Source organism: Thermobifida halotolerans (genome assembly GCF_003574835.2).
Lineage (GTDB): Bacteria > Actinomycetota > Actinomycetes > Streptosporangiales > Streptosporangiaceae > Thermobifida > Thermobifida halotolerans.
Window position 1 is genome coordinate 4,959,655 of record NZ_CP063196.1, and the last position, 20,074, is coordinate 4,979,728.

A 20,074-nucleotide genomic window follows, 5' to 3' on the forward strand; every position below is an offset into this window, starting at 1 on the left:
GGACCCCGCGGTGACGGGGCGGGCCCGCGGCCTGCTGGTGGCCGGGACCTCCTCCGACGCGGGAAAATCCGTGGTCACCAGCGCCCTGTGCCGGGCCATGGCCCGCCGCGGGATCAGGGTGGCGCCGTTCAAGGCGCAGAACATGTCGAACAACTCCATGGTGGTCCCCGGCCCCGACGGGCAGGGCGCCGAGATCGGCCGCGCCCAGTGGGTCCAGGCGCTCGCCGCACGCGCCGAACCCGAGACCGCCATGAACCCGGTGCTGCTGAAACCCGGCAGCGACCTGCGCAGCCACGTCGTGGTGCGGGGCCGCCCCTTCGGCCGCCTGGCGGCGGGCGAGTTCGCGGGGGAGCGCGCCGCGCTGGCCCGGGCCGCCCACACCGCGCTGGAGGACCTGCGCTCCCGCTACGACGTGGTGGTCTGCGAGGGCGCGGGCGGAGTCGCCGAGATCAACCTGCGCGCCCACGACTACGTCAACATGGGACTGGCGCGCGCCGCCGACCTGCCCGTCGTCGTGGTCGGCGACATCGACCGCGGCGGCGTGTTCGCGTCGCTGTACGGGTCCCTCGCCCTGCTCGACCCCGCCGACCAGGCGCTGGTCAGCGGGTTTGTCATCAACAAGTTCCGGGGCGACGTCTCCCTGCTGGGACCGGGGCTGGACGCGCTGGGGCGTATGACCGGCCGACCGGTGCTGGGCGTCCTGCCGTGGCAGCGGAACCTGTGGCTGGACTCCGAGGACTCGCTGGCCCTGGCCGACCGGGAACACGATCCCGCGGCCACCCCCGTCCTGCGTGTGGCGGTGGTGCAGTTGCCCCGGATCAGCAACTTCACCGACGTCGACGCCCTGTGCCTGGAACCGGACCTGCGCGTCGACTTCGTCACCGACCCCCGGCCGCTGGCCTCCGCCGACGTCGTCGTCCTCCCCGGAACCCGGGCCACGCTGTCGGACCTGGAGTGGCTGCGCTCCCGCGGCCTGGACACCGCGATCGCCGAGCACGCCCGCCGGGGGAGGACGGTGCTGGGCGTCTGCGGCGGCTGCCAGATGCTGGGCCGCGCGATCCACGACCCCGAAGGAGTCGAGGGCGCGGCGGGGCGGCGCGCCGACGGTCTGGGCCTGCTCGACCTGGAGACGGTCTTCACCCGCGACAAGGTGCTGCGGCTGCCCTCCGGTGAGGGGCTGGGCGTGCCGGTCGGCGGCTACGAGATCCACCACGGCCGCATCCGCGCCGGCCGGGGGGAGCCGTTCCCCGGCGGCCTGCGCGACGGGACCGTGTTCGGCACGATGTGGCACGGCAGCCTGGAACACGACGCGTTCCGGGGAGCGTGGCTGGAGGCGGCGGCCGAGACGGCGGGCGCCGAGGGCGGCCGGTTCGGGAAGGTCGGTTTCACCGCCGCCCGCGAGGCCCGCCTGGACCTCCTCGCCGACCTCGTGGAGGAGCACCTCGACATGGACGCGGTCCTGCGCCTGGTCACCGACGGCGCCCCGGCCCTGCCGACCCTGCGGGGGGAGCTGCGGTGACGGTGCTCGTCCTCGGCGGCACGGCCGAGGCGCGCGCCCTCGCCCGGGCGCTCGTCGACGCCGGGACGCCGGTGCTGTCCTCTCTCGCGGGACGGGTCAGCCGACCGAGGCTGCCCGTCGGCGAGGTCCGGATCGGCGGGTTCGGCGGGGTGGACGGACTGGTCCGCTTCCTGCGGGACAACGGGATCGCCCGGGTGGTGGACGCCACCCACCCCTTCGCCGCCCGCATCTCCGCCAACGCCGCCGAGGCGTGCGCGCGGACCGGCGTGCCGCTGCTGCGCCTGGTCCGCCCCGGCTGGGAGCACGGGCCCGGCGCGGACCGCTGGACCTGGGTGGACGGCCACGACCGGGCCGCCGCACGCGCCGCGGAACTGGGCCGCCGCGTCTTCCTCACCACGGGGCGGCAGAGCCTGCACCGCTTCGTCGGACCGCTCGCCGGGCACACGGTGCTGGCCCGGGTGGTGGAGGACGTGGACGTCGAACTCCCGCCGACGTGGACGCTGCTGCGCGACCGCGGCCCCTACACCCTCGGGGGCGAACGCGCGCTCATGGCCGGACACGCCGTCGACGCGCTGGTCACCAAGGACTCCGGCGGCGCCCACACCCGCGCCAAACTGGACGCCGCCGACGAACTGGGGATCGCCGTGGTGGTGGTGCGCCGCCCCCGGTACGCGGACGGCGTTCCCACGGTGGAGGACGTGCCGACCGCCCTGGAACGGCTCGGGCTGCCGCGGTGATCCTGCTCCCAGGACACCACCGTTCTTTCCGGTTACTCGAGGTACAGGGTCACCGGGAGCGGACCGCTTCCGCGAACCGGGCCGCGGCCTGCGGGCAGCCCGCCCAGTGGGTGTGCAGGTAGGAGGCGTGCAGCGTGGGATGGCCGGTGCCCGCCGGATCGGCGGAGAAACCGTCGGGACGCCCGTCGAGCAGCCAGGCCGGACCGGACCTCTCTCCGGTGGGGGTGACGGCGGTCCGGTGGAACTCGTGCCCGGACACCCGCGCCCCCGCCCCGGCCAGCAGGGTCTCCTCCGGCGCGAGCGCCGAGTGGTAGGCCAGCGCCAGCTTCGGCGTCATGTGCGCCACCGCGTCCAGCGCGCCGACCATCGGCGCGCCGTCCACCTCGCGGCACAGGTACAGCAGGCCCGCGCACTCGGCGACCGTGGGCACGCCACCGCGCACCGCGTCGAGCAGGGCCGTGCGCAGCGCCGTGTTCCCCGACAGCTCCGCGGCGTACACCTCGGGAAAACCGCCGCCCAGGTAGATTCCGGCGGTGCCCTCCGGCAGGGCGGAGTCCGCCGTCGGGTCGAACACCACCGGGCGGCACCCGGCGGCGCGCAGCAGTTCCTCGGTCTCGGCGTAGCGGAAGGTGAAGGCCCGTCCCCCGGCCACCGCCACCACCGGCTCCTCCCCGCGGTCGGACGCGGGCGGGCGCCCCGCCGCGGCGAGCGCCGCCTCCGGGGACCACGCCGCCGCGCGCAGCACAGGAGCGGACCGCGCGACGTCGACCACCGCGGACAGGTCCACCTGCGCGGAGATCCGCTCGGCCAGCCGGTCGAGGGCCGCCGCCGACTCGCCGCGCTCCTGCGCGGGCACCAGGCCCAGGTGCCGCGACGGCGCGGCGATCCGCTCGTCGTGGCGGAGCACCCCGAGCACCGGGACGTCGATCTCCTCCAGCGCGGAGGCGACCTCGGCGGCGTGCCGGTCGGAGCCCGCCCGGTTCAGGACGGCACCGGCGATCCGCACCCGGCGGTCGAACACCGCCATGCCCGCCACCACCGCCGCCGCCGACCGCGACGTGCGGGACACGTCCACCACCAGCACCACGGGCGCGTCCAGGACGGTGGCGACGTGCGCGGTGGACGCGAACCCGCGCCCCCCGATCCGCCCGTCGTAGAGCCCCATCATCCCCTCGACCACGGCGATGTCGGCGGGCCGCGGGGCGTTGGCCCCGTGCAGCAGCAGCGGCGCCAGCAGGTCCTCGCCGTGCAGGTGGACGTCGAGGTTGCGCCCCGGACGCCCCGTGGCCAGGGCGTGGTAACCGGGGTCGATGTAGTCCGGTCCGGCCTTGTGCCCCGACACCTCGTACCCGGCGGCGCGCAGCGCGGCCATCAGCCCGGTGGCCACGGTGGTCTTGCCGCTGCCCGAGGTGGGGGCGGCGACGACCAGCCGGGGCAGGGGCGTCACCGGGCCGCCACCGGTGCGGTCACCACTCAATGCCGCGCTGCCCCTTCTGGCCCGCGTCCATCGGATGCCGCACCTTCGTCATCTCCGTGACCAGGTCGGCCGCCTCCAGCAGCGCGGGGTGGGCGCGGCGGCCGGTGACCACCACGTGCTGGTGGCCGGGACGGTCTCGCAGCGTCGCCACCACGTCGTCGACGTCGACCCACCCCCAGTTGATCGGATAGCTGAACTCGTCGAGGACGTACAGGTCGTGCCGCTGCTCGGCGAGGCGGCGCTTGACCTCGGCCCAGCCCTCGGCGGCCGCGGCGGCGTGGTCGGCCTCCGACCCCGCCTTGCGCGACCACGACCAGCCCGACCCCATCTTGTGCCACTCGACGGGGCCGCCGACACCCTTCTCGGCGTGCGCCTCGGCGAGCGCCTCCAACGCGCTCTGCTCTCCGATGCGCCACTTCGCGGACTTCACGAACTGGAACACCGCGATGCTCCAGCCCTGGTTCCAGCCGCGCAGCGCCAGACCGAACGCGGCGGTGGACTTGCCCTTGCCGTCCCCGGTGTGCACCATGAGCAGCGGCCGGTTGCGGCGCTGGCGGGTGGTCAACCCGTCGTTCGGCACGGTTGTCGGCTGGCCCTTCGGCATCAGGCGGCCCTCCCGGTGGCGTCGGCGACGGCGGAGGTCAGGGACTCGGCACTGACCTCGCCGACGTGTGTGTACTCGGCTCCCATGCGGCGGGCCAGCGCGGCGGCCAGCCCCATCCGGAAACGGCCCGTCTCGGAGTCGACCACCAGCGCGGAGACTCCCTCGCGGGCCACGTGGTCGGCGGCGCGCAGGGAGCGTTCCAGCGCGTCGGGTCCGGCGGTGGCCCGGCCGTCGGTGACCACCACGAGCAGGGCGCGCCGGTCGGGGTCGCGCAGCCGCTCCCGCCGCAGTGTCGCCGCCGCCTCCACCAGCCCCTCGGCCAGCGGGGTGCGGCCCCCGGCGGGCAGGTCCCGCAGCCGGGCCGCCGCGACGTCCACCGAACCGGTGGGCGGCAGCACCAGGGCGGCCTCCCGGTCCCGGAAGGTCACCAGCCCCACCCGGTCGCGTCTGCGGTAGGCGTCCAGCAGCAGGGAGAGCACGGCCGTCTTGACCTGGGTCATGCGCCGCCGGGCGGCCATGGAGCCGGAGGCGTCCACGCACAGGAGCACCAGGTTGGACTCCCGGCCCTCGCGCACGGCCCGCCGCAGGTCGGCGGGGACGACCGGCAGCCGCGAGGCGGTGCGGGCGGCCGGGGACGCGGCGGTGCGCAGCGCGGCGGCGCGCACCGTGGCGGCCAGGTGGACCGGGCCCGTTCCCCGGTGCGCCGGGACGTCGCCGACGGTGCGCCCCGACGTGGTGATCGCACGCGAGCGGCGGCCCAGCACGCCCGTGCCGGTCCCGGCGACCGAGAACAGCCGGGTGCGGTACGCCTGCTCGGGGGCTGCCACGGACACCGGGGCCGCGGCGTCGGGCCGGGGCTCGTCGGAGGACGGGGCGGAGGCCGGTGCGGGCGGGTCGGACCGACCGTCGGACGCCGAACCGTCGGCTTCGGCGTTGTCCGGGGAGGGACCGTCCTGCGGGCCGTCCTGCGGGGCGGGGCCGCCTCCCCCGCCGGGGTCCTCCGGACCGGGATCGGGGTCGTCGCCGAGCACCTCGTCGAGCAGGTCCTCGTCCATGCCGGGACTGTCGAAGGGGCCGCGTCTGCGCCGGTGCGGCAGAGCGAGGCGGGCGGCGGCGCGCACGTCGTCGCGGGTGACCCCGGTACGGCCGCACCAGGCGGCGTGGGCCACGGCCGCGCGGGCGCACACCAGGTCGGCGCGCATGCCGTCCACGTCGAACGCGGCGCACACCTCCGCGATGGCCAGCAGCGCGTCCTCGCCGAGCACCACCTCGGGCAGCAGGGCGCGGGCGGCGGCGACACGCTCGGACAGTTCGCGCTCGGCGGCGGCGTAGGCGGCGGTGAACCCCTCCGGGTCGGCGTCGAACGCGAGCCGCCGCCGCACGATCTCCGCACGCAGCGCCGGATCGCGGGGCGCGGCGACCTCCACCGACAGGCCGAACCGGTCCAGCAGTTGCGGACGCAGCTCACCCTCCTCGGGGTTCATGGTCCCCACCAGGGTGAACCGCGCGGCGTGGGAGAGCGACACCCCGTCGCGCTCCACGGTGGCGCGTCCCATGGCCGCCGCGTCGAGCAGCAGGTCCACCAGGTGGTCGTGGAGCAGGTTGACCTCGTCGACGTAGAGGATGCCGCGGTGGGCGCGGGCCAGCAGCCCCGGCTCGTACTCGACGCCGCCCCCCGACAGCGCCTTCTCCAGGTGCAGGGAACCGACCACCCGGTCCTCGCCCGCGCCCACCGGCAGTTCCACGAGGCGGACGGGGCGGCTGACCGCGGCGGCGGAGGCGGGGTGCGGACCGTCCGGGCAGCCGGGGTCGAAAGCGGCGGGGTCACAGGAGAACCGGCAGTCGGCGACCACGGTGACGGGAGGCATCAGGGCGGCCTGCGCGCGCACCGCCGTCGACTTCGCGGTGCCCTTCTCGCCCCGGACGAGCACCCCCCCGATCTCGGGGCTGACACCGGTCAGGATCAGGGCCAGCACCAGGTCGTCCGAACCGACGACGGCGCTGAACGGGTACACGTGCACGCGCTCCTCCACAGGTTCCCGCTGGGGGCTGGGCAACAGCGACAGCCGTGTCGAGGCCGGTCTTCGGACTCCCTGATCGACACCGTCCGACCGCCTTCCCGGACATCCGGTCCAGTGGCTGCGCGACGCGCGTGGTCGGCGGCTCCCAGGTCACCGCAGCGGGCCTGCGCCGGATTCGCACCGGCTTCCCGATTATCCCCGTGGGGCACCTCGACGGTCCTGCCGCGGCCGAGTCTAACCGGTCGGGATCAGGGTGGCCGGAGGCCGGGGTGGTCATCCGCGTCGGCTAGGGTGGCCCGCCATGGAAACACCGGTCACCGTGGTCGGCGTGGGCGCCGACGGCTGGGAGGGGCTGCCGCCGCCCTCCCGCGCGGCCATCCGGGACGCCGAGGTGATCATCGGCGGCGTCCGGCATCTGGGGCTGGTCCCCGACACCGGAGCGGTCCGTGAACCCTGGCCGTCCCCGCTGCTCAGCGGCCTTCCGGCGGTACTGGAGCGGCACCGCGGCCGGAAGGTGGCGGTCCTGGCCTCCGGCGATCCCCTGCTGTCCGGGGTGGGCACCACCCTGGTGCGCCTGCTCGGCGCGGAACGGGTGCGTATCCTGCCCGCCGTGAGCTCCGTCGCCTTGGCCCGCGCCCGGATGCGGTGGAGCGCGGAGACCGTGGACGCGGTCACGCTCGTGGGACGCGACGCCGACTCCGTGCGCCGTTTCTTCACCCCCGGGCGGCGGCTGGTCGTGCTCTCCTCCGACGGCGCCACACCCGCCCGGGTCGCCGAGCGGCTGGTGGCCGACGGCCTGGGCGACAGTCGCATGACCGTCCTGGCCGACCTCGGCTCCGACCACGAGACGCGGCAGGACGCCACCGCGGCGGAGTGGGACGGGCGGAGCGCGCCCGCGCTGAACGTGGTGTGCGTGGAGGTCGCCGCGGGAGGAGGCCACCCCGTCACCCCCGGTCTGCCCGACGACGCCTTCGACCACGACGGTCAGCTCACCAAGCGGGAGCTGCGGATCGCCGCGGTGTGCGCGCTGGGCCCGCGCCCCGGGGCGCTGCTGTGGGACGTGGGGGCCGGGGCGGGGTCGGTGGCCGTGGAGTGGCTGCGCGCCGATTCCCGGTGCCGGGCCGTCGCCGTCGAGCAGCACCCCGAACGGGTGCGCCGCATCGCCCGCAACGCCTCCCGGCTGGGCGTGCCGTCCCTGCGCGTGGTGCACGGTGCCGCGCCCGACGCCCTGGCCGGACTGGAGCCGCCGGACGCGGTGTTCGTCGGCGGCGGGGCGTCCGACCCGTCCGTGCTGGACCGGTGCTGGTCGGCGCTGCGGCCCGGCGGCCGGATGGTGGTCCACGCGGTGACGTTGGAGACGGAGGCCGCCCTCGTGGAGCGGTGGAAGCGCCACGGCGGCGACCTGACCCGCCTGGCGGTGGAGCGGGCCGCGCCGCTGGGGACCTTCACCGGGTGGACTCCGGCCCGCCCGGTCGTCCAGTGGGCCGCGACCAAGACAGACCAGGAGGACCAGCCATGACCGTCCACTTCGTCGGAGCCGGACCCGGCGCCGCCGACCTGCTGACCCTGCGCGCGGTGGAACTGCTGCGCACCAGTCCCGTCTGCCTGTACGCGGGGACCTACATCGACTCCGAGATCCTGGCGCACTGCGCGGAGGGCACCGAGCTGGTGGACACCCAGCACCTCGACCTCGACCAGATCATCGGCCGCCTGGTGGACGCCGACCGGCGCGGCCTGGACGCGGTCCGGCTGTGCTCGGGCGACCCGTCGGTCTACAGCGCCCTGACCGAGCAGACCCGGCGGCTCGACGAGGCGGGCGTGGCCTGGGACGTCACTCCCGGGGTTCCCGCCTACGCCGCGGCGGCCGCCCTGCTGGGCACCGAACTCACGGTCCCCGAGGTGGCGCAGACCGTGGTCCTCACCCGCACGCGGGCCCGGTCCACGAGGATGCCGGAGTCGGAGGCGCTGGCGAACGTGGCGAAGGTGCGCGGCACCCTGGTGCTGCACCTGGCGATCCGGCGTATCCGCGTCCTCGCCGAGGAACTGGTCGGCGAGTACGGGGCCGACTGCCCCGTGGCGGTCGTCGCCCACGCGACCCGGCCGAACGAGCTGGTGCTGCGCGGCACCCTCAGCGACATCGCCGACCAGGTGGAGGCGGCCGGGCTGCGCCACACCGCCGTCATCCTGGTGGGCCGGGCCGTGGCCAGCCGCGAACTGGACACGGCGGAGATCGTCTGCTCCCACCTGTACGACCCGGCGCGCGACCGCAGCGGCGCGAACTGACCGGACCCCGTGGGAACCCACCCCCACAAACTTGATGGTCTTGACGGAAATGGCCCATGATCTGCGGTTTCAGGCCCACTCGTGTCAAGATCACGGCCGTTTCACAAGGCCTTGTCGGTGCGCGTTCGGTAGCTGTCCGGTCGCTGTGTCCGGGGCGGGTTGGCATGAGCGCGTGCCCCCAGGTCTGGCAGCCTGGTGGTTGGTCTCGATCAGGACCACAAGAAGCCCCCGGCGACCACGCTCGGGGGCTTCTTCGCGTCACGTGTCACAGACGCCCGGTCCGCACGGCTCCGAGCAGTCCAGCCCACTCAGCGGCAGGAAACGCCAGGTGTCCCGCGTCAGGGTGCTTCGAGTCGCGTACGGCCGCGCCTGCGGGCAGGTCGGCGACCTCCACGCAGTTGGCTTCAGCCTGGCTGTAGCTGGACTTGCGCCAAGCACTTTCGACGTTCACGTGTATTCTCCCAGGGTTCTCTCCAGCAGGGCGCGCGACTGGTCTGGAGGCAAGGCCAAAGCTCGCAAATCGCCCATGAGGGCTGTATGTCTCTCCACTATCTCAGGGTCGATGATCACGCCACCTGTGGAGCCAGCTTCGCGGTAGAGGATCGTTCCTGCTCCAGGCACCCTGAGAAGCCGAAAGCTGCCGTCCACGCCTGGGGAGTCCCAGGTACTGCTGGGGATGATCAGCACCTCTACCCGCTCCCAGGTTGATGCGTCACAGAGGTGGCGAAGCTGCTCCCGCATGACCTCGGGACTACCAAGTCGTCTGCCCAGCACTGACTCGTCGATGGTCGCAACCAGAAAAGGAGCCTGTGTGCTCTTCAGGATCTCCTGTTGCGCCATTCGCGCTTGGACCCTTGCCTCTACCTGTTCTTCTGAGGCAAGCCTGTCACCAGCTCGCATAGTGGCGCGTGCGTAGCGTTCTGTTTGCAGCAGTCCAGTGACCACAAGAGCCTGATAGTCCTGGATCTGGACCGCTCGGCGTTCCATCTCGGGAATCTTGCGGTACCAGTCGGGGGGATCGTAGCCGTCGTATTGGCTCTTCCACAGCGCTACCAGCCTTCCCTTGGCGGTAAGCGCCTGGTCGATACGTTCTGCTTGGTCCTTTTTGACCTGTGTTTTGCCGCGCTCAATGTCGCTGATTGCTGACTGGGATACCGGGATCGTCTCAGCCAGCCGAGTCTGCGAAAACCCAGCCTGAAGGCGCAGTCGACGGACTTCCGCACCGAACTTACGACTAGCTTCATCCGGGTCTATCGGCATGTATCCAACTTTACCAGATGGCTATCTGGCTGCAGTTGTTCTCATGTGGAATCATTGCAGGTTGCGCGGATATCTGGAGGTGGAGGATGCGGGATTGGCACGATAACTATCGGGAGTTTGTAAGTGTCTCCCATAAAAGCGGCCCTGGTTCGGTGTAGGCGCACCGGACCAGGGCCTTAGCCCCCGACCTGACCAAACCAGGTGGTGACTCGTGCGTAAGGCTATCTCTCTCTGTTCCTGCTCCTTTCTGGGGACCGTTGTGCTGCTGGCGGCCCTCCGGCCCGTCCCCGCATCCCCCTCGCCTCGGCGGCGGCCGGTGGTCCACCGGCCCCGGCACGCCGCGCCGCCGCCCCGGCAGGCGCGGGCCATCCCGCCGCGCATCCCTGACTACCCCGAGTTCGTCAGGTGCGCCCGGCGGTACTCGGCCCTGTGGGAGATCACCTACGAATACGGCTCCCCCTGCCCCTACACCGCGCGCAACCGGGTCACCGGCAGGGTGGTGGCCGTGGACGATGTGGACCTGCTCGACCACATCCTGGCCACCTACGAGCCCCCGCACCCGGTGCGCGGCTACTACGGACAGCAGCGCAAGCGTGTCCGCGCCTACCTGAACGGCGGGGAGCAGTGATGGCCGACCACGTCCTCACCCCCGACCAGGTCGCGCTGCTGGCCGACGGCCGCGCCTATGTGGAAGACCACGCGCAAGGAATGGCCGTCGTCCTGGGTTCCGACCGGCTTATTCTGCCCGTCCACAGCGTGGAGCGGACGGTCACCGCGCTGGCCAACCTTGACAGCCTGCTCGGCGCGGCACTGTCGGCCGTGGCCCTGTACCGCCGCACCCACCCCTGGAACAGCCGTGGGAAGGAGTCGCGGTGAGCGTCGCGTTCACGTCCTTTCCCGGCCTGCCTACCAGTGTGGCCGCCGCCCGCCGGTTCGTGGCCGGAATCCTGCGCGCCTGCCCGGAGGCGACCGCGCCCGAGGAGGTGGTGGACCGGGCCGAGCTGATCACCTCAGAACTCTGCACGAACGCCCTGCGGCACACCCGCTCCGGCGACCCCGGGCAGACCTTCACCGTGTGGATACGGGTGGACGAACACGGCGTGCGCGGCGAGGTCCACACCGAGCCCGTCCGGCTGCCCCACCTCGTGCCGCAGGTGGTGGAATCCCACCCGTGGTGCGAGTCCGGCCGGGGCCTGTTCCTCGTGGACCAGTTGGCCACCAAGTGGGGAACCCTCTCCCCGTGGGAGAACGGCGTGTACTTCCTGCTCGCCTGGCCCCAACCCCGGTGACGCTTCCTGACGCCGGGGGCCGGTTCTCCGCGATCCTCGGCCCCCGGCGTCGATCTCAACGCCTGTCTGTCCGCGCCCCCGGTCGGGGGTGAGGGCCTGCGATCACCCGCCACCCGACCGCGACCGTCCGCCCGCACCAACCCCGGAAAGCCGCCCGTGCCCGCACCGCTGATCACCCGCGCCGCCCTCAAGGTCGCCATCACCGCCCGCGAACTCAACCCCGACCACCCCGTCTTCCCCACCGAGTTCTGGACGCATCCGGTCGTCGCCCGGGCCGTGGCCCGCCTCGACACCACCACCCTCATCCGCCAGGCCCGCACACTCACCCCCATCACCCAGGAACAACTCGCCCACCTCACCGGACTCACCCAGGCCACCATCTCCCGCATCGAACACGGCCGCACCCAACTGCGCGACCTCGACCGGATCCACACCCTCCTCACCGGCCTCGGCGCACCCCACCCCCCAGCCCTGAAAAACACCGACCCCCTGGACGGCTACACCGTCCGCGCCGTCATCGCCGAAAACACCGACGGCCACCTGGTCGTCCTCCACGCCCCCACCCAATCGATCACCGAAGCCCTCACCCACACCGGAAAACCCGCCGCCACACCACTCCCACCATCCCCCACCCACCCCGAATGGCCCCCACCCCAATAGCGGGGATCGTGGCGCCAGGGACACTTTCCCGCGCCTTCATGCCTCTGGCGCCGCGCCCTCCGCCTGCTAGTCCGGCACGTACCGCCGGGTCCACACCGCGCCCGACGGGGTCATCGAGGTGCCGGAGGAGCCCACGATGAGCAGGCAGCGCATGTCGATACCGTCCGGGTCGAGCTTCTCCAGGGTGGTGACCTCCACCGACTCGCCGTCGCGGCCCACGTTCCGGCCGACCACCACCGGGGTGTCGCCGGGGCGGTGCCGCAGCAGCACCTCGCGGGCCCGCGCCACCTGGGTCGTGCGGGACCGGGACGCGGGATTGTAGACCGCGATGACCAGGTCGGCGCGGGCCGCCGCCTCCAGGCGCGCCTCGACGACCTCCCACGGTTTGAGCCGGTCGGACAGGCTCAGCACCGCGAAGTCCCCGCCGACCGGCGCGCCCGCCCGCGCGGCGACCGCCTGCACCGCCGTCAACCCGGGCAGCACCCGCACCGGAACATCCGCGTAGCGGGGGTCCTGCGCCGCCTCGAACACCGCGGAGGCCATGCCGAACACCCCGGCGTCCCCGCCCGACACCACGGCCACCCGCTCCCCGGCCAACGCCAGGTCGAGGGCGAGCCGTGCCCGGTCCACCTCCACCGTGTTGCCGCTGGAGTGCCGCCGCTGGCCGGGCCGCACAGGGACGCGGTCCACGTACGGGCCGTAGCCGACGACGTGGTCGACCTCGGCGAGCGCCCGTGCCGCCTCCGGGGTCAACCACTGCTCCCCGGCCGGACCGAGCCCGACCACGAGCAGTTCGGCGGGCGCCGCGCGGTCGGCCGCAGTGGTCTCTCCGACCGCGTGGGACCGGGTGGCCGCCCCTCCGTTGCGGGGGGCGTCGTCGCCGGTGGCCAGGACCATCGAGAAGTAGGGCACGCTCGCCGGGTCCACGTCCCCCACCGGCAGCACCCGCTGCCCGTCCATGGAGGCGCGCTCCACGTAGACGGCGTCGTCGAGCCGCCCGGCCTGCGCCAGGGCGTCGCGGACCCCCTCGAACGTCCGGCCCAGCTTCATGATCGCCACGCCGTCGGTGTCGGCCAGCCGCCGCGCCAGTTCGGGCACGGGCAGGGTGCCGGGCAGCACCGTGAACACGTCGGTGCGGCGCACCAGTGGGCGCGCCACCGCCGCCGAGGCCGCCGACACCGAGGTCACCCCGGGCACCACCTCGGCCGGGAACCGGGGCGCCAACCGGTCGTGCAGGTACATGTAGGAGCCGTAGAACAGCGGGTCGCCCTCGCACAGCACCACCACGGCGCGGCCCCGCTCCAGGTGCGCGGCCAGGCGCTCGGCGGAGGCGTCGTAGAACTCCGCGATGGCGCCCTCGTACCCGCCGGGGTGGTCGGTGGTTCCGGTGGTGACCGGGTAGACGAGGCGCTCCTCGACCACGCCGTCCGGGATCAGCTCGGCGGCGATGGACCGCGCGATGGAGCGGCCGTGGGTGCCCGAGTAGTAGGCGACGACGTCGGCCTCGGCGATGAGGCGGGCGGCCTTGCGGGTGATCAGTTCCGGGTCTCCGGGACCCAGGCCGACGCCGTAGAGGCGGCCGGAGGTGCTGCTCATTCCTTCTCCTGGGCGAGTGCGTTGATCGCGGAGGCGGCCATGGCGGAGCCGCCGCGTCGGCCGCGCACCACCAGGTGGGGGATGTCCGCCGGGTGCGCCACCAGGGCTTCCTTGGATTCGGCGGCGCCGATGAACCCGACCGGGACGCCGATGACCGCCGCGGGGCGGGGCGCGCCCGCGTCGACCATCTCCAGCAGGTGGAACAGGGCGGTGGGGGCGTTGCCGATCGCGACGACCGCGCCCTCCAGGCGGTCGGCCCACAGCGACACCGCCGCCGCCGAGCGGGTGGTTCTCCACTCTTCGGCGAGCGCGGGGACGCGGGGGTCGCGCAGCAGGCACAGCACCTCGTTGTCGGCGGGCAGTCGCGTGCGCGTCACTCCGGAGGCGACCATGTGGGCGTCGGTGAGGATCGGTGCCCCGGAGCGCAGCGCGGTCCGGGCAGCCGCCACCAGATCGGGATGGACGACCAGGTCGCGGCTGAGGTCCGGCTGTCCGCAGGCGTGGATCATGCGGACGGCGACCCGCTCGGCGTCGGCGGGCAGTCCGGACAGGTCGGCCTCGGCGCGGATGGTGGCGAAGGAGCGGAGGTAGATCTCGGCGCCGTCGGTCTCGTACTCGTAGCGGCGGGGTGGTCGGACCGGTCGGCCGTGGCTGTCGGGACGTGGATGTGGTGTCACGTGCTGCTCCCGATGAGGATGCGGGTGTGTGGGGTGTGCGGGGCGCCGCAGGCGCGTTCGCAGCCGGCGACGTGGACGGGGAGTCCGTCGTCGCGGACGTCGGTGGTCTCGAGGCGTCGGACCAGGTCGGCCGCGCGCGAGCGGGTGTCGCCCCGGCTCCGGGAGCAGCCGGGGGAGCCGACGCAGGCGCTGACCCGGCTCCACGGGGAGTCCGGGTCCAGGACCAGGCCGGCCGCGGCGAGCGAGGCGGCGGCCCGCTCGGCGCGGTCCGCGCCGAGCGGGGCCACGACGGCGCCGCGCCACGGGGTGAGGACGATCGTTTCCGAGCCGTGCCCCGCCGAGTCGAGAAGCGCCCTCTGGAGGGCCGGGGTGAGGATGCCGAGCGGGACCGAACCCGCCACCGCGGCCTCGGAGTCCGACACGGGAAGAATGCCGTGGCGCCCGTTCCGCCGCCGTTTCTCGGCGTCCGGCCCGCCGGTCTCGCCGGTGTCGCCGGAGGACTCCGGGAATTCGGCCCCGTCGAGCAGCTCCCGGCCTTTTCCGGGAAGCCGGCGCACATTCCACAGGTCCGCGCGCAGGTCGAGAAAGCGAAGCGCAAGCGCGGTCAGCGCCGAGGCGATTTCCTCCCGCGCCACCACGGGACCGGGCAGGGCGCCGACACGCAACTGCGCCGATTCCCCGTCGACCGCGCGGGCCCCCAGGTCGCAGGGCATTTCGGCGAGGTCGGCGCGGCCGTCGTCGAGGCCGAAGAGAAAGCGTCCCGGCAGCTCTGCCAGGCGCGGATCGGCGCACAGGGCGCGGTCCAGGGCGGCCACCACGGGCCGCACGTCCATTCGTCCTCCGACAATCCCGGAAAGGGGCGAGGCGACGATGTTGCGCACCCGCTCGTGGGCGAAGGACGGCAGAAAGCCGGCAGCGGCCACAGAATCCGACAGATCGTTCGGAATCTCCCCTTCGGGGGTTGTGGAAATCCCCCTGATCTGAACGTTGCCGCGCGAGGTCAGGTGGAGGTCGCCGTCGCCGAAGTCGGCCGCGATCCGGCTGAGCGCCGCCAGTCCCCGGCGGCCGATCCGGCCGCCGGGGACACGGATCCGCAGCAGCGCGCCGTCGGCCGCGAGGTGCGGTCGCAGCACCCCGGGGCAGCGGTCGGGAGGCAGTGGGTTGAACACCGGCACATGGTTGCACACGCTCTCACCGGGTGGGTTATGGTGGGCTCGCCGTGGTGAACGGGAAGCCGGTGCGGAACCGGCGCGGCCCTCGCCACTGTGATCGAGGAGTCGTCGGGCCTCACCCGGGTTGGGCAACCACCCCGGGGACCACTGGGGGACCACCCGGGAAGGTCGGCCCGTCGACGGTGACTCGTCAGCCAGGAGACCGGCCACGGCACGTCATGTCCACGAGGGTTTGGAGACATCGACCATGGCCCGTGCCGTGCCGCGCCCCGCGCCGCCTCCGGCGTTCCCGCCGCCGTCCCCCCTGATCGCCGGACTCCGGGCGGGCCGCCGATGCCCCGCGTAGCGCTGCTCTCCACGTCCGACACCGACCTGCTGTCGGCCCGCGCCAGCGGCGCGGACTACGTCTGGGCCAACCCGTCGCGCATCAGTGTCACCGGTGACGGCCCCGGCTCGCTTCCCGCGCTCCTCGACGGCGCCGACCTGGTGGTCGTGCGCATCCTGGGCTCCGCCCGCTCCTGGCAGCAGGGACTCGACCGGGTCCTGGCCCGCGGGGTTCCGGTCGTGGTGCTCGGCGGGGAGCAGACCCCCGACGCGGAGCTGATGGCCCACTCCACCGTGCCCGTCGGCACCGCCGCGGAGGCCCACCGCTACCTGGCCTACGGCGGCCCGGCCAACCTCGCCGCGCTGCACGGCTTCCTCTGCGACACCGTACTGCTGGGCGGGGAGGGCTTCGACCCGCCGACCGAGCTGCCCGAATGGGGCCTGCTCGACCGGCCGCCCCGCCCCGGCGCGGAAGGCGCGGAACCGGACGCCGCGCTGCCGAGGGTCGGCATCCTCTACTACCGCGCCCACCAGGTCAGCGGAAACACCCGCTTCGTGCACGACCTGGCCGACGCCGTCGACGCCACCGGCGAGGCCGTCGCCGTCCCCCTCTACTGCTCCTCGCTGCGCGGCGCGCCCGCGGACCTGATCGCCGAGTTGGGCACGCTCGACGCCCTGGTGGTCACCGTGCTGGCCGCCGGCGGCGCCCGCCCGGCCACCGCCGGAGCCGGGGGCGACGACGAGGCGTGGGACGTCGCCGAGCTGGCGCGCCTCGACGTCCCGATCCTGCAGGCCCTCTGCCTGACCTGGGGACGCGACCAGTGGGAGGCCTCCGACGACGGCGTCTCCCCGATGGACTCCGCCTCCCAGATCGCCGTCCCCGAGTTCGACGGCCGCATCATCACCGTGCCGTTCTCCTTCAAGGAGTTCGACGACGAGGGCCTGCCCCGCTACGTCACCGACCCGGAGCGGTGCCGCCGCGCCGCCGACATCGCCGTCGCCCACGCCCGCCTGCGGCACACCCCTCCCGAGCGGCGCCGCGTCGCGGTCGTGCTGTCGGCCTACCCCACCAAGCACTCCCGCGTCGGCAACGCCGTGGGCCTGGACACCCCGGTCTCGGCGGTGCGCCTGCTGCGCGCCATGCGCGACGCGGGATACGACCTGGGCGACGGACTGCCCGGACTGGATCTCGCCGACGACACCGAGGCGGGCAACACGCTCATCCACGCGCTCATCGAGGCCGGAGGCCAGGACGAGGAGTGGCTGACCGCCGAGCAGATGGCGGGCAACCCGGTCCGCATCCCCGCCGAACGCTACCGCGAGTGGACCGCCGAGCTGCCCGCCGAACTCACCGACGCGATGGCCGAGGCGTGGGGCGAGCCGCCCGGCACGCTCTTCGTCGACGACGGCGACATCGTGCTGGCCACCCTCCAGGCGGGCAACGTGGTGCTCATGATCCAGCCGCCGCGCGGGTTCGGCGAGAACCCGGTGGCGATCTACCACGACCCCGACCTGCCGCCCTCGCACCACTACCTGGCCGCCTACCGGTGGCTGGAGCGCGGCTTCGGCGCCCACGCGATCGTCCACCTGGGCAAGCACGGTTCCATGGAGTGGCTGCCCGGCAAGAACGCCGCGCTGTCGGCGGCGTGCGCCACCGACGCGGCGGTCGGCGCGCTGCCGCTGGTCTACCCGTTCCTGGTCAACGATCCGGGGGAGGGGGCGCAGGCCAAGCGGCGCGCGCACGCCACCATCGTCGACCACCTCGTGCCGCCGATGGCGCGCGCCGAGTCCTACGGCGACATCGCCCGGCTGGAGCAGCTCCTCGACGAGCACGCCAACATCGCCGCGATGGACCCGGCGAAACTGCCCGCGATCCGCGCGCAGATCTGGACCCTGATCCAGGCCGCGAAACTCGACCACGACCTGGGGCTGTCCGAACGGCCGCACGACGCCGAGTTCGACGACTTCCTGCTGCACGTCGACGGCTGGCTGTGCGAGGTCAAGGACGCCCAGATCCGCGACGGACTGCACGTCCTGGGCGCGGCCCCCACCGGGCCGGCCCGCGTCAACCTGGTGCTGGCGATCCTGCGCGCCTCCCAGGTGTGGAGCGGGCAGGCGGGCGCGGTCCCGGGCCTGCGCCGCGCGCTCGGACTGGACGGCGACACCGGCGACCTCGCGCGGGTCGACGCCGTCGAGGCGCGCGCCCGCGCCCTGGTGGAGGCCATGGAGGAGGCCGACTGGGACCCCGGCGCGGCACAGGCCGCGGCCGAGCGGCTGGGGGAGGCCGACCCCGACGTGGTGCGCGTCCTGCGGTTCGCCGCCGAGGAGGTCGTTCCGCGCCTGGCCGGGACCGGCCACGAGATCGACGCCGTCCTGCACGCCCTCGACGGCGGCTACGTCCCGGCGGGACCGTCCGGGTCGCCGCTGCGCGGCCTGGTCAACGTGCTGCCCACCGGCCGCAACTTCTACACCGTCGACCCGCGCGCCGTGCCCAGTCGGCTCGCCTACGAGACGGGCGCCGCGCTGGCCGACGCCCTGATCGACCGCTACCGTGCCGAGACCGGCGAGTATCCGCGCTCGGTGGGCCTGTCGGTGTGGGGCACCTCGGCCATGCGCACCTCCGGTGACGACATCGCCGAGGTGCTGGCCCTCCTCGGGGTGCGCCCCGAGTGGGACGAGGAGTCCCGGCGCGTGCGGAAGCTGACCGTCATCCCGCCGCAGGAGCTGGGACGGCCCCGCATCGACGTCACCGTCCGCATCTCCGGGTTCTTCCGGGACGCCTTCCCGCACGTCGTCGCGATGCTCGACGACGCCGTCCGGATGGTCGCCGAACTGGACGAACCCGACGAGGTCAACTACGTCCGCGCCCACGCCCGAAGGGACCTGGCCGAGCACGGCGACGCCGACCGCGCGGTGCGGCGGATCTTCGGCTCCCGGCCCGGCTCCTACGGCGCGGGCATCCTCCAGCTCATCGACTCCGGGAACTGGCGCACCGACGCCGACCTCGCCGAGGTCTACACCGCGTGGGGCGGTTTCGCCTACGGCCGCGGCCTGCACGGCGAGCCCGCCGCCGAGGACATGCGCGCCAACTACCGGCGTATCGCGGTGGCGGCGAAGAACACCGACACCCGCGAGCACGACATCGCCGACTCCGACGACTACTTCCAGTACCACGGCGGTATGGTCGCCACCGTGCGTGCCCTCACCGGCGCCGCCCCGAGGGCCTACATCGGCGACTCCACCACCCCCGACCAGGTGCGTACCCGGTCGTTGGGGGAGGAGACCGCCCGCGTGTTCCGGGCGCGGGTCGTCAACCCCCGGTGGCTGGCGGCGATGCGCCGCCACGGCTACAAGGGCGCGTTCGAGTTGGCGGCGACCGTCGACTACCTGTTCGGTTACGACGCGACCGCCGGTGTGGTCGCCGACTGGATGTACGAGACCCTCGCCCAGACCTACGTCCTGGACGCCGAGAACCAGGAGTTCCTGCGCCAGGCCAATCCGTGGGCGCTGCGCGGCATCGTCGAACGGCTCACCGAGGCCGCCGACCGCAAGCTGTGGGAGGCGCCCGATCCCGCGACGATGGACGCGCTGCGCCAGGTCTACCTCGACGTCGAGGGGGACCTGGAGGACCGGGGGACGGAGCGCCCATGACCCGGCGGGCGCTGCTCATCGGCATCGGTCCGGGCGGGCCCGACCAGCTCACCGTCGAGGCGGTCCGGGCGCTCAACGAGGTCGACGTCTTCCTGGTCGCCGACAAGGAGGCGGAGGCGGGCCGGGCGGGCACCGGCGACCTCGTGGCGCTGCGCGAGGAGATCTGCCGCCGCCACATCACCGGGGACGGCTACCGGATCGTCGCGGTACCGGACCCGCCCCGGGACCGCGCCCCCAAGACGGACCGCGCGTACGGCGACGAGGTCCGGGACTGGCACGCCGCCCGGGCCCGCGCCTACGCGCGCGTCCTCCTCGAACAGACCGGTCCCGACGACACGGTCGGTTTCCTGGTGTGGGGCGACCCGAGCCTCTACGACAGCACGATCCGGGTGGTGGAGCGGGTCCGTGAGACCGGTGAGGTGGACCTCGACTACCGGGTGGTTCCCGGGGTCAGCAGTGTCCAGGCGCTCGCCGCCCGGTACCGGCTGGTGCTCAACCGGATCGGCAGCCCGGTCACCGTCACCACCGGTCGGCGGCTGGCCACCGACGTCGCCTCCGGCGCCGACAACCTGGTGGTGATGCTCGACGGCAACCTGGCCTGCGCCGACCTGCCCGGCGACGCCTGGGACATCTGGTGGGGCGCCAACCTCGGCACCGACGGTGAGGAGTTGGTCGCCGGGCCGCTCGGCGAGGTCGTCGACACCGTCCGCGCCGCCCGCGCCCGCGTCAGGGCGTCCCGGGGCTGGGTGATGGACATCTACCTGCTGCGCCGCCGCTCTCCGACCTGACGCCTCCCGCCGCCCC

The 20,074-nt window shown here is 73.8% G+C and carries 18 protein-coding genes and 2 riboswitches; of the genes, 10 read left to right on the top strand and 8 right to left on the bottom strand.

What is annotated here, in order from left to right:
* Positions 1-10: 10 nt before the first annotated feature.
* Both NI17_RS22160 and NI17_RS22165 read left to right on the top strand, forming a co-directional pair.
* On the top strand, positions 11-1,519 hold the full coding sequence (locus tag NI17_RS22160; RefSeq protein WP_068690243.1) for a cobyric acid synthase: 1,509 nt from the start codon (positions 11-13) through the stop codon (positions 1,517-1,519).
* A complete protein-coding gene (locus tag NI17_RS22165) occupies positions 1,516-2,256 on the top strand; it encodes a cobalt-precorrin-6A reductase (RefSeq protein WP_068690245.1) in 741 nt (246 codons plus the stop codon). Before NI17_RS22160 ends, NI17_RS22165 begins: the two co-directional genes overlap by 4 nt.
* A gap of 49 nt (positions 2,257-2,305) precedes the next feature.
* Here the strand turns inward: NI17_RS22165 and NI17_RS22170 are convergent, their stop codons facing one another.
* From NI17_RS22170 to NI17_RS22180, 3 genes are read right to left on the bottom strand one after another with little or no spacing between them, the layout of a single operon-like run.
* Positions 2,306-3,733: a cobyrinic acid a,c-diamide synthase CobB gene (locus tag NI17_RS22170; RefSeq protein WP_234401821.1), complete on the bottom strand. Its 1,428-nt coding sequence runs from the start codon at positions 3,731-3,733 to the stop codon at positions 2,306-2,308.
* Positions 3,723-4,337: a cob(I)yrinic acid a,c-diamide adenosyltransferase gene (gene cobO / locus NI17_RS22175; RefSeq protein WP_068690249.1), complete on the bottom strand. Its 615-nt coding sequence runs from the start codon at positions 4,335-4,337 to the stop codon at positions 3,723-3,725. Before cobO ends, NI17_RS22170 begins: the two co-directional genes overlap by 11 nt.
* Entirely contained in the window at positions 4,337-6,358 is a 2,022-nt protein-coding gene (locus NI17_RS22180) for a VWA domain-containing protein (protein WP_234401822.1), read from the bottom strand. The genes cobO and NI17_RS22180 overlap by 1 nt, the downstream gene beginning before the upstream one ends.
* 37 nt (positions 6,359-6,395) lie before the next feature.
* A riboswitch (cobalamin riboswitch) is annotated at positions 6,396-6,586 on the bottom strand.
* A 73-nt stretch (positions 6,587-6,659) separates the two neighbouring features.
* On the opposite strand from NI17_RS22180, the gene NI17_RS22185 reads away from it, so the two are divergent.
* Complete coding sequence (locus tag NI17_RS22185) at positions 6,660-7,877, top strand: bifunctional cobalt-precorrin-7 (C(5))-methyltransferase/cobalt-precorrin-6B (C(15))-methyltransferase (protein ID WP_068690253.1); 1,218 nt, start codon at positions 6,660-6,662, stop codon at positions 7,875-7,877.
* Entirely contained in the window at positions 7,874-8,641 is a 768-nt protein-coding gene (locus NI17_RS22190) for a cobalt-precorrin-4/precorrin-4 C(11)-methyltransferase (RefSeq protein ID WP_068690254.1), read from the top strand. Before NI17_RS22185 ends, NI17_RS22190 begins: the two co-directional genes overlap by 4 nt.
* 265 nt (positions 8,642-8,906) lie before the next feature.
* On the opposite strand, the gene NI17_RS22195 is transcribed toward NI17_RS22190, so the two are convergent.
* Both NI17_RS22195 and NI17_RS22200 read right to left on the bottom strand, forming a co-directional pair.
* Positions 8,907-9,092: a DUF397 domain-containing protein gene (locus tag NI17_RS22195; protein WP_084012537.1), complete on the bottom strand. Its 186-nt coding sequence runs from the start codon at positions 9,090-9,092 to the stop codon at positions 8,907-8,909.
* Positions 9,089-9,901: a helix-turn-helix domain-containing protein gene (locus NI17_RS22200; RefSeq protein WP_119268053.1), complete on the bottom strand. Its 813-nt coding sequence runs from the start codon at positions 9,899-9,901 to the stop codon at positions 9,089-9,091. Before NI17_RS22200 ends, NI17_RS22195 begins: the two co-directional genes overlap by 4 nt.
* Before the next feature lie 211 nt (positions 9,902-10,112).
* Between NI17_RS22200 and NI17_RS22205 the strand changes: the two genes are divergently transcribed.
* The 4 genes from NI17_RS22205 to NI17_RS22220 all read left to right on the top strand — a co-directional run bounded on the left by NI17_RS22205 (position 10,113) and on the right by NI17_RS22220 (position 11,850).
* On the top strand, positions 10,113-10,529 hold the full coding sequence (locus tag NI17_RS22205) for a hypothetical protein (protein ID WP_243597566.1): 417 nt from the start codon (positions 10,113-10,115) through the stop codon (positions 10,527-10,529).
* Positions 10,529-10,777 carry a hypothetical protein gene (locus NI17_RS22210; RefSeq protein ID WP_068690264.1) on the top strand — a complete coding sequence of 83 codons (249 nt, stop codon included), beginning with the start codon at positions 10,529-10,531 and terminating at the stop codon, positions 10,775-10,777. Before NI17_RS22205 ends, NI17_RS22210 begins: the two co-directional genes overlap by 1 nt.
* Complete coding sequence (locus NI17_RS22215) at positions 10,774-11,190, top strand: ATP-binding protein (RefSeq protein ID WP_119268054.1); 417 nt, start codon at positions 10,774-10,776, stop codon at positions 11,188-11,190. The genes NI17_RS22210 and NI17_RS22215 overlap by 4 nt, the downstream gene beginning before the upstream one ends.
* A gap of 156 nt (positions 11,191-11,346) precedes the next feature.
* Positions 11,347-11,850, top strand: a complete 504-nt coding sequence (locus NI17_RS22220) for a helix-turn-helix domain-containing protein (protein WP_068690268.1) — start codon at positions 11,347-11,349, stop codon at positions 11,848-11,850.
* A 66-nt stretch (positions 11,851-11,916) separates the two neighbouring features.
* On the opposite strand, the gene NI17_RS22225 is transcribed toward NI17_RS22220, so the two are convergent.
* Genes NI17_RS22225 through NI17_RS22235 form a run of 3 tightly spaced genes read right to left on the bottom strand, consistent with a single transcriptional unit; the run spans position 11,917 to position 15,310 of the window.
* Entirely contained in the window at positions 11,917-13,446 is a 1,530-nt protein-coding gene (locus NI17_RS22225; RefSeq protein WP_068690270.1) for a precorrin-2 C(20)-methyltransferase, read from the bottom strand.
* The gene (locus NI17_RS22230; RefSeq protein ID WP_068690272.1) at positions 13,443-14,123 is read right to left on the bottom strand and encodes a precorrin-8X methylmutase; all 681 of its coding nucleotides are present in this window, start codon (positions 14,121-14,123) and stop codon (positions 13,443-13,445) included. The genes NI17_RS22225 and NI17_RS22230 overlap by 4 nt, the downstream gene beginning before the upstream one ends.
* The gene (locus tag NI17_RS22235) at positions 14,120-15,310 is read right to left on the bottom strand and encodes a nitrite/sulfite reductase (protein WP_199859994.1); all 1,191 of its coding nucleotides are present in this window, start codon (positions 15,308-15,310) and stop codon (positions 14,120-14,122) included. Before NI17_RS22235 ends, NI17_RS22230 begins: the two co-directional genes overlap by 4 nt.
* Positions 15,311-15,326: 16 nt before the next feature.
* Positions 15,327-15,520, top strand: a riboswitch (cobalamin riboswitch).
* A gap of 108 nt (positions 15,521-15,628) precedes the next feature.
* Between NI17_RS22235 and cobN the strand changes: the two genes are divergently transcribed.
* Both cobN and cobF read left to right on the top strand, forming a co-directional pair.
* Entirely contained in the window at positions 15,629-19,270 is a 3,642-nt protein-coding gene (gene cobN, locus NI17_RS22240; protein WP_068690274.1) for a cobaltochelatase subunit CobN, read from the top strand.
* Positions 19,267-20,058, top strand: coding sequence for a precorrin-6A synthase (deacetylating) (cobF, locus tag NI17_RS22245; RefSeq protein ID WP_068690276.1), 792 nt, complete (start codon positions 19,267-19,269; stop codon positions 20,056-20,058). Before cobN ends, cobF begins: the two co-directional genes overlap by 4 nt.
* The last annotated feature ends 16 nt before the right edge of the window (positions 20,059-20,074 follow it).

What these genes read in the sequence shown, in the direction of transcription:
- cobO (WP_068690249.1), bottom strand. Translation starts at nt 4,337, where the DNA reads ATGCCGAAGGGCCAGCCGACAACCGTGCCGAACGACGGGTTGACCACC.
- NI17_RS22185 (WP_068690253.1), top strand. Translation starts at nt 6,660, where the DNA reads ATGGAAACACCGGTCACCGTGGTCGGCGTGGGCGCCGACGGCTGGGAG.
- NI17_RS22190 (WP_068690254.1), top strand. Translation starts at nt 7,874, where the DNA reads ATGACCGTCCACTTCGTCGGAGCCGGACCCGGCGCCGCCGACCTGCTG.
- NI17_RS22200 (WP_119268053.1), bottom strand. Translation starts at nt 9,901, where the DNA reads ATGCCGATAGACCCGGATGAAGCTAGTCGTAAGTTCGGTGCGGAAGTC.
- NI17_RS22210 (WP_068690264.1), top strand. Translation starts at nt 10,529, where the DNA reads ATGGCCGACCACGTCCTCACCCCCGACCAGGTCGCGCTGCTGGCCGAC.
- NI17_RS22225 (WP_068690270.1), bottom strand. Translation starts at nt 13,446, where the DNA reads ATGAGCAGCACCTCCGGCCGCCTCTACGGCGTCGGCCTGGGTCCCGGA.
- cobN (WP_068690274.1), top strand. Translation starts at nt 15,629, where the DNA reads ATGCCCCGCGTAGCGCTGCTCTCCACGTCCGACACCGACCTGCTGTCG.
- cobF (WP_068690276.1), top strand. Translation starts at nt 19,267, where the DNA reads ATGACCCGGCGGGCGCTGCTCATCGGCATCGGTCCGGGCGGGCCCGAC.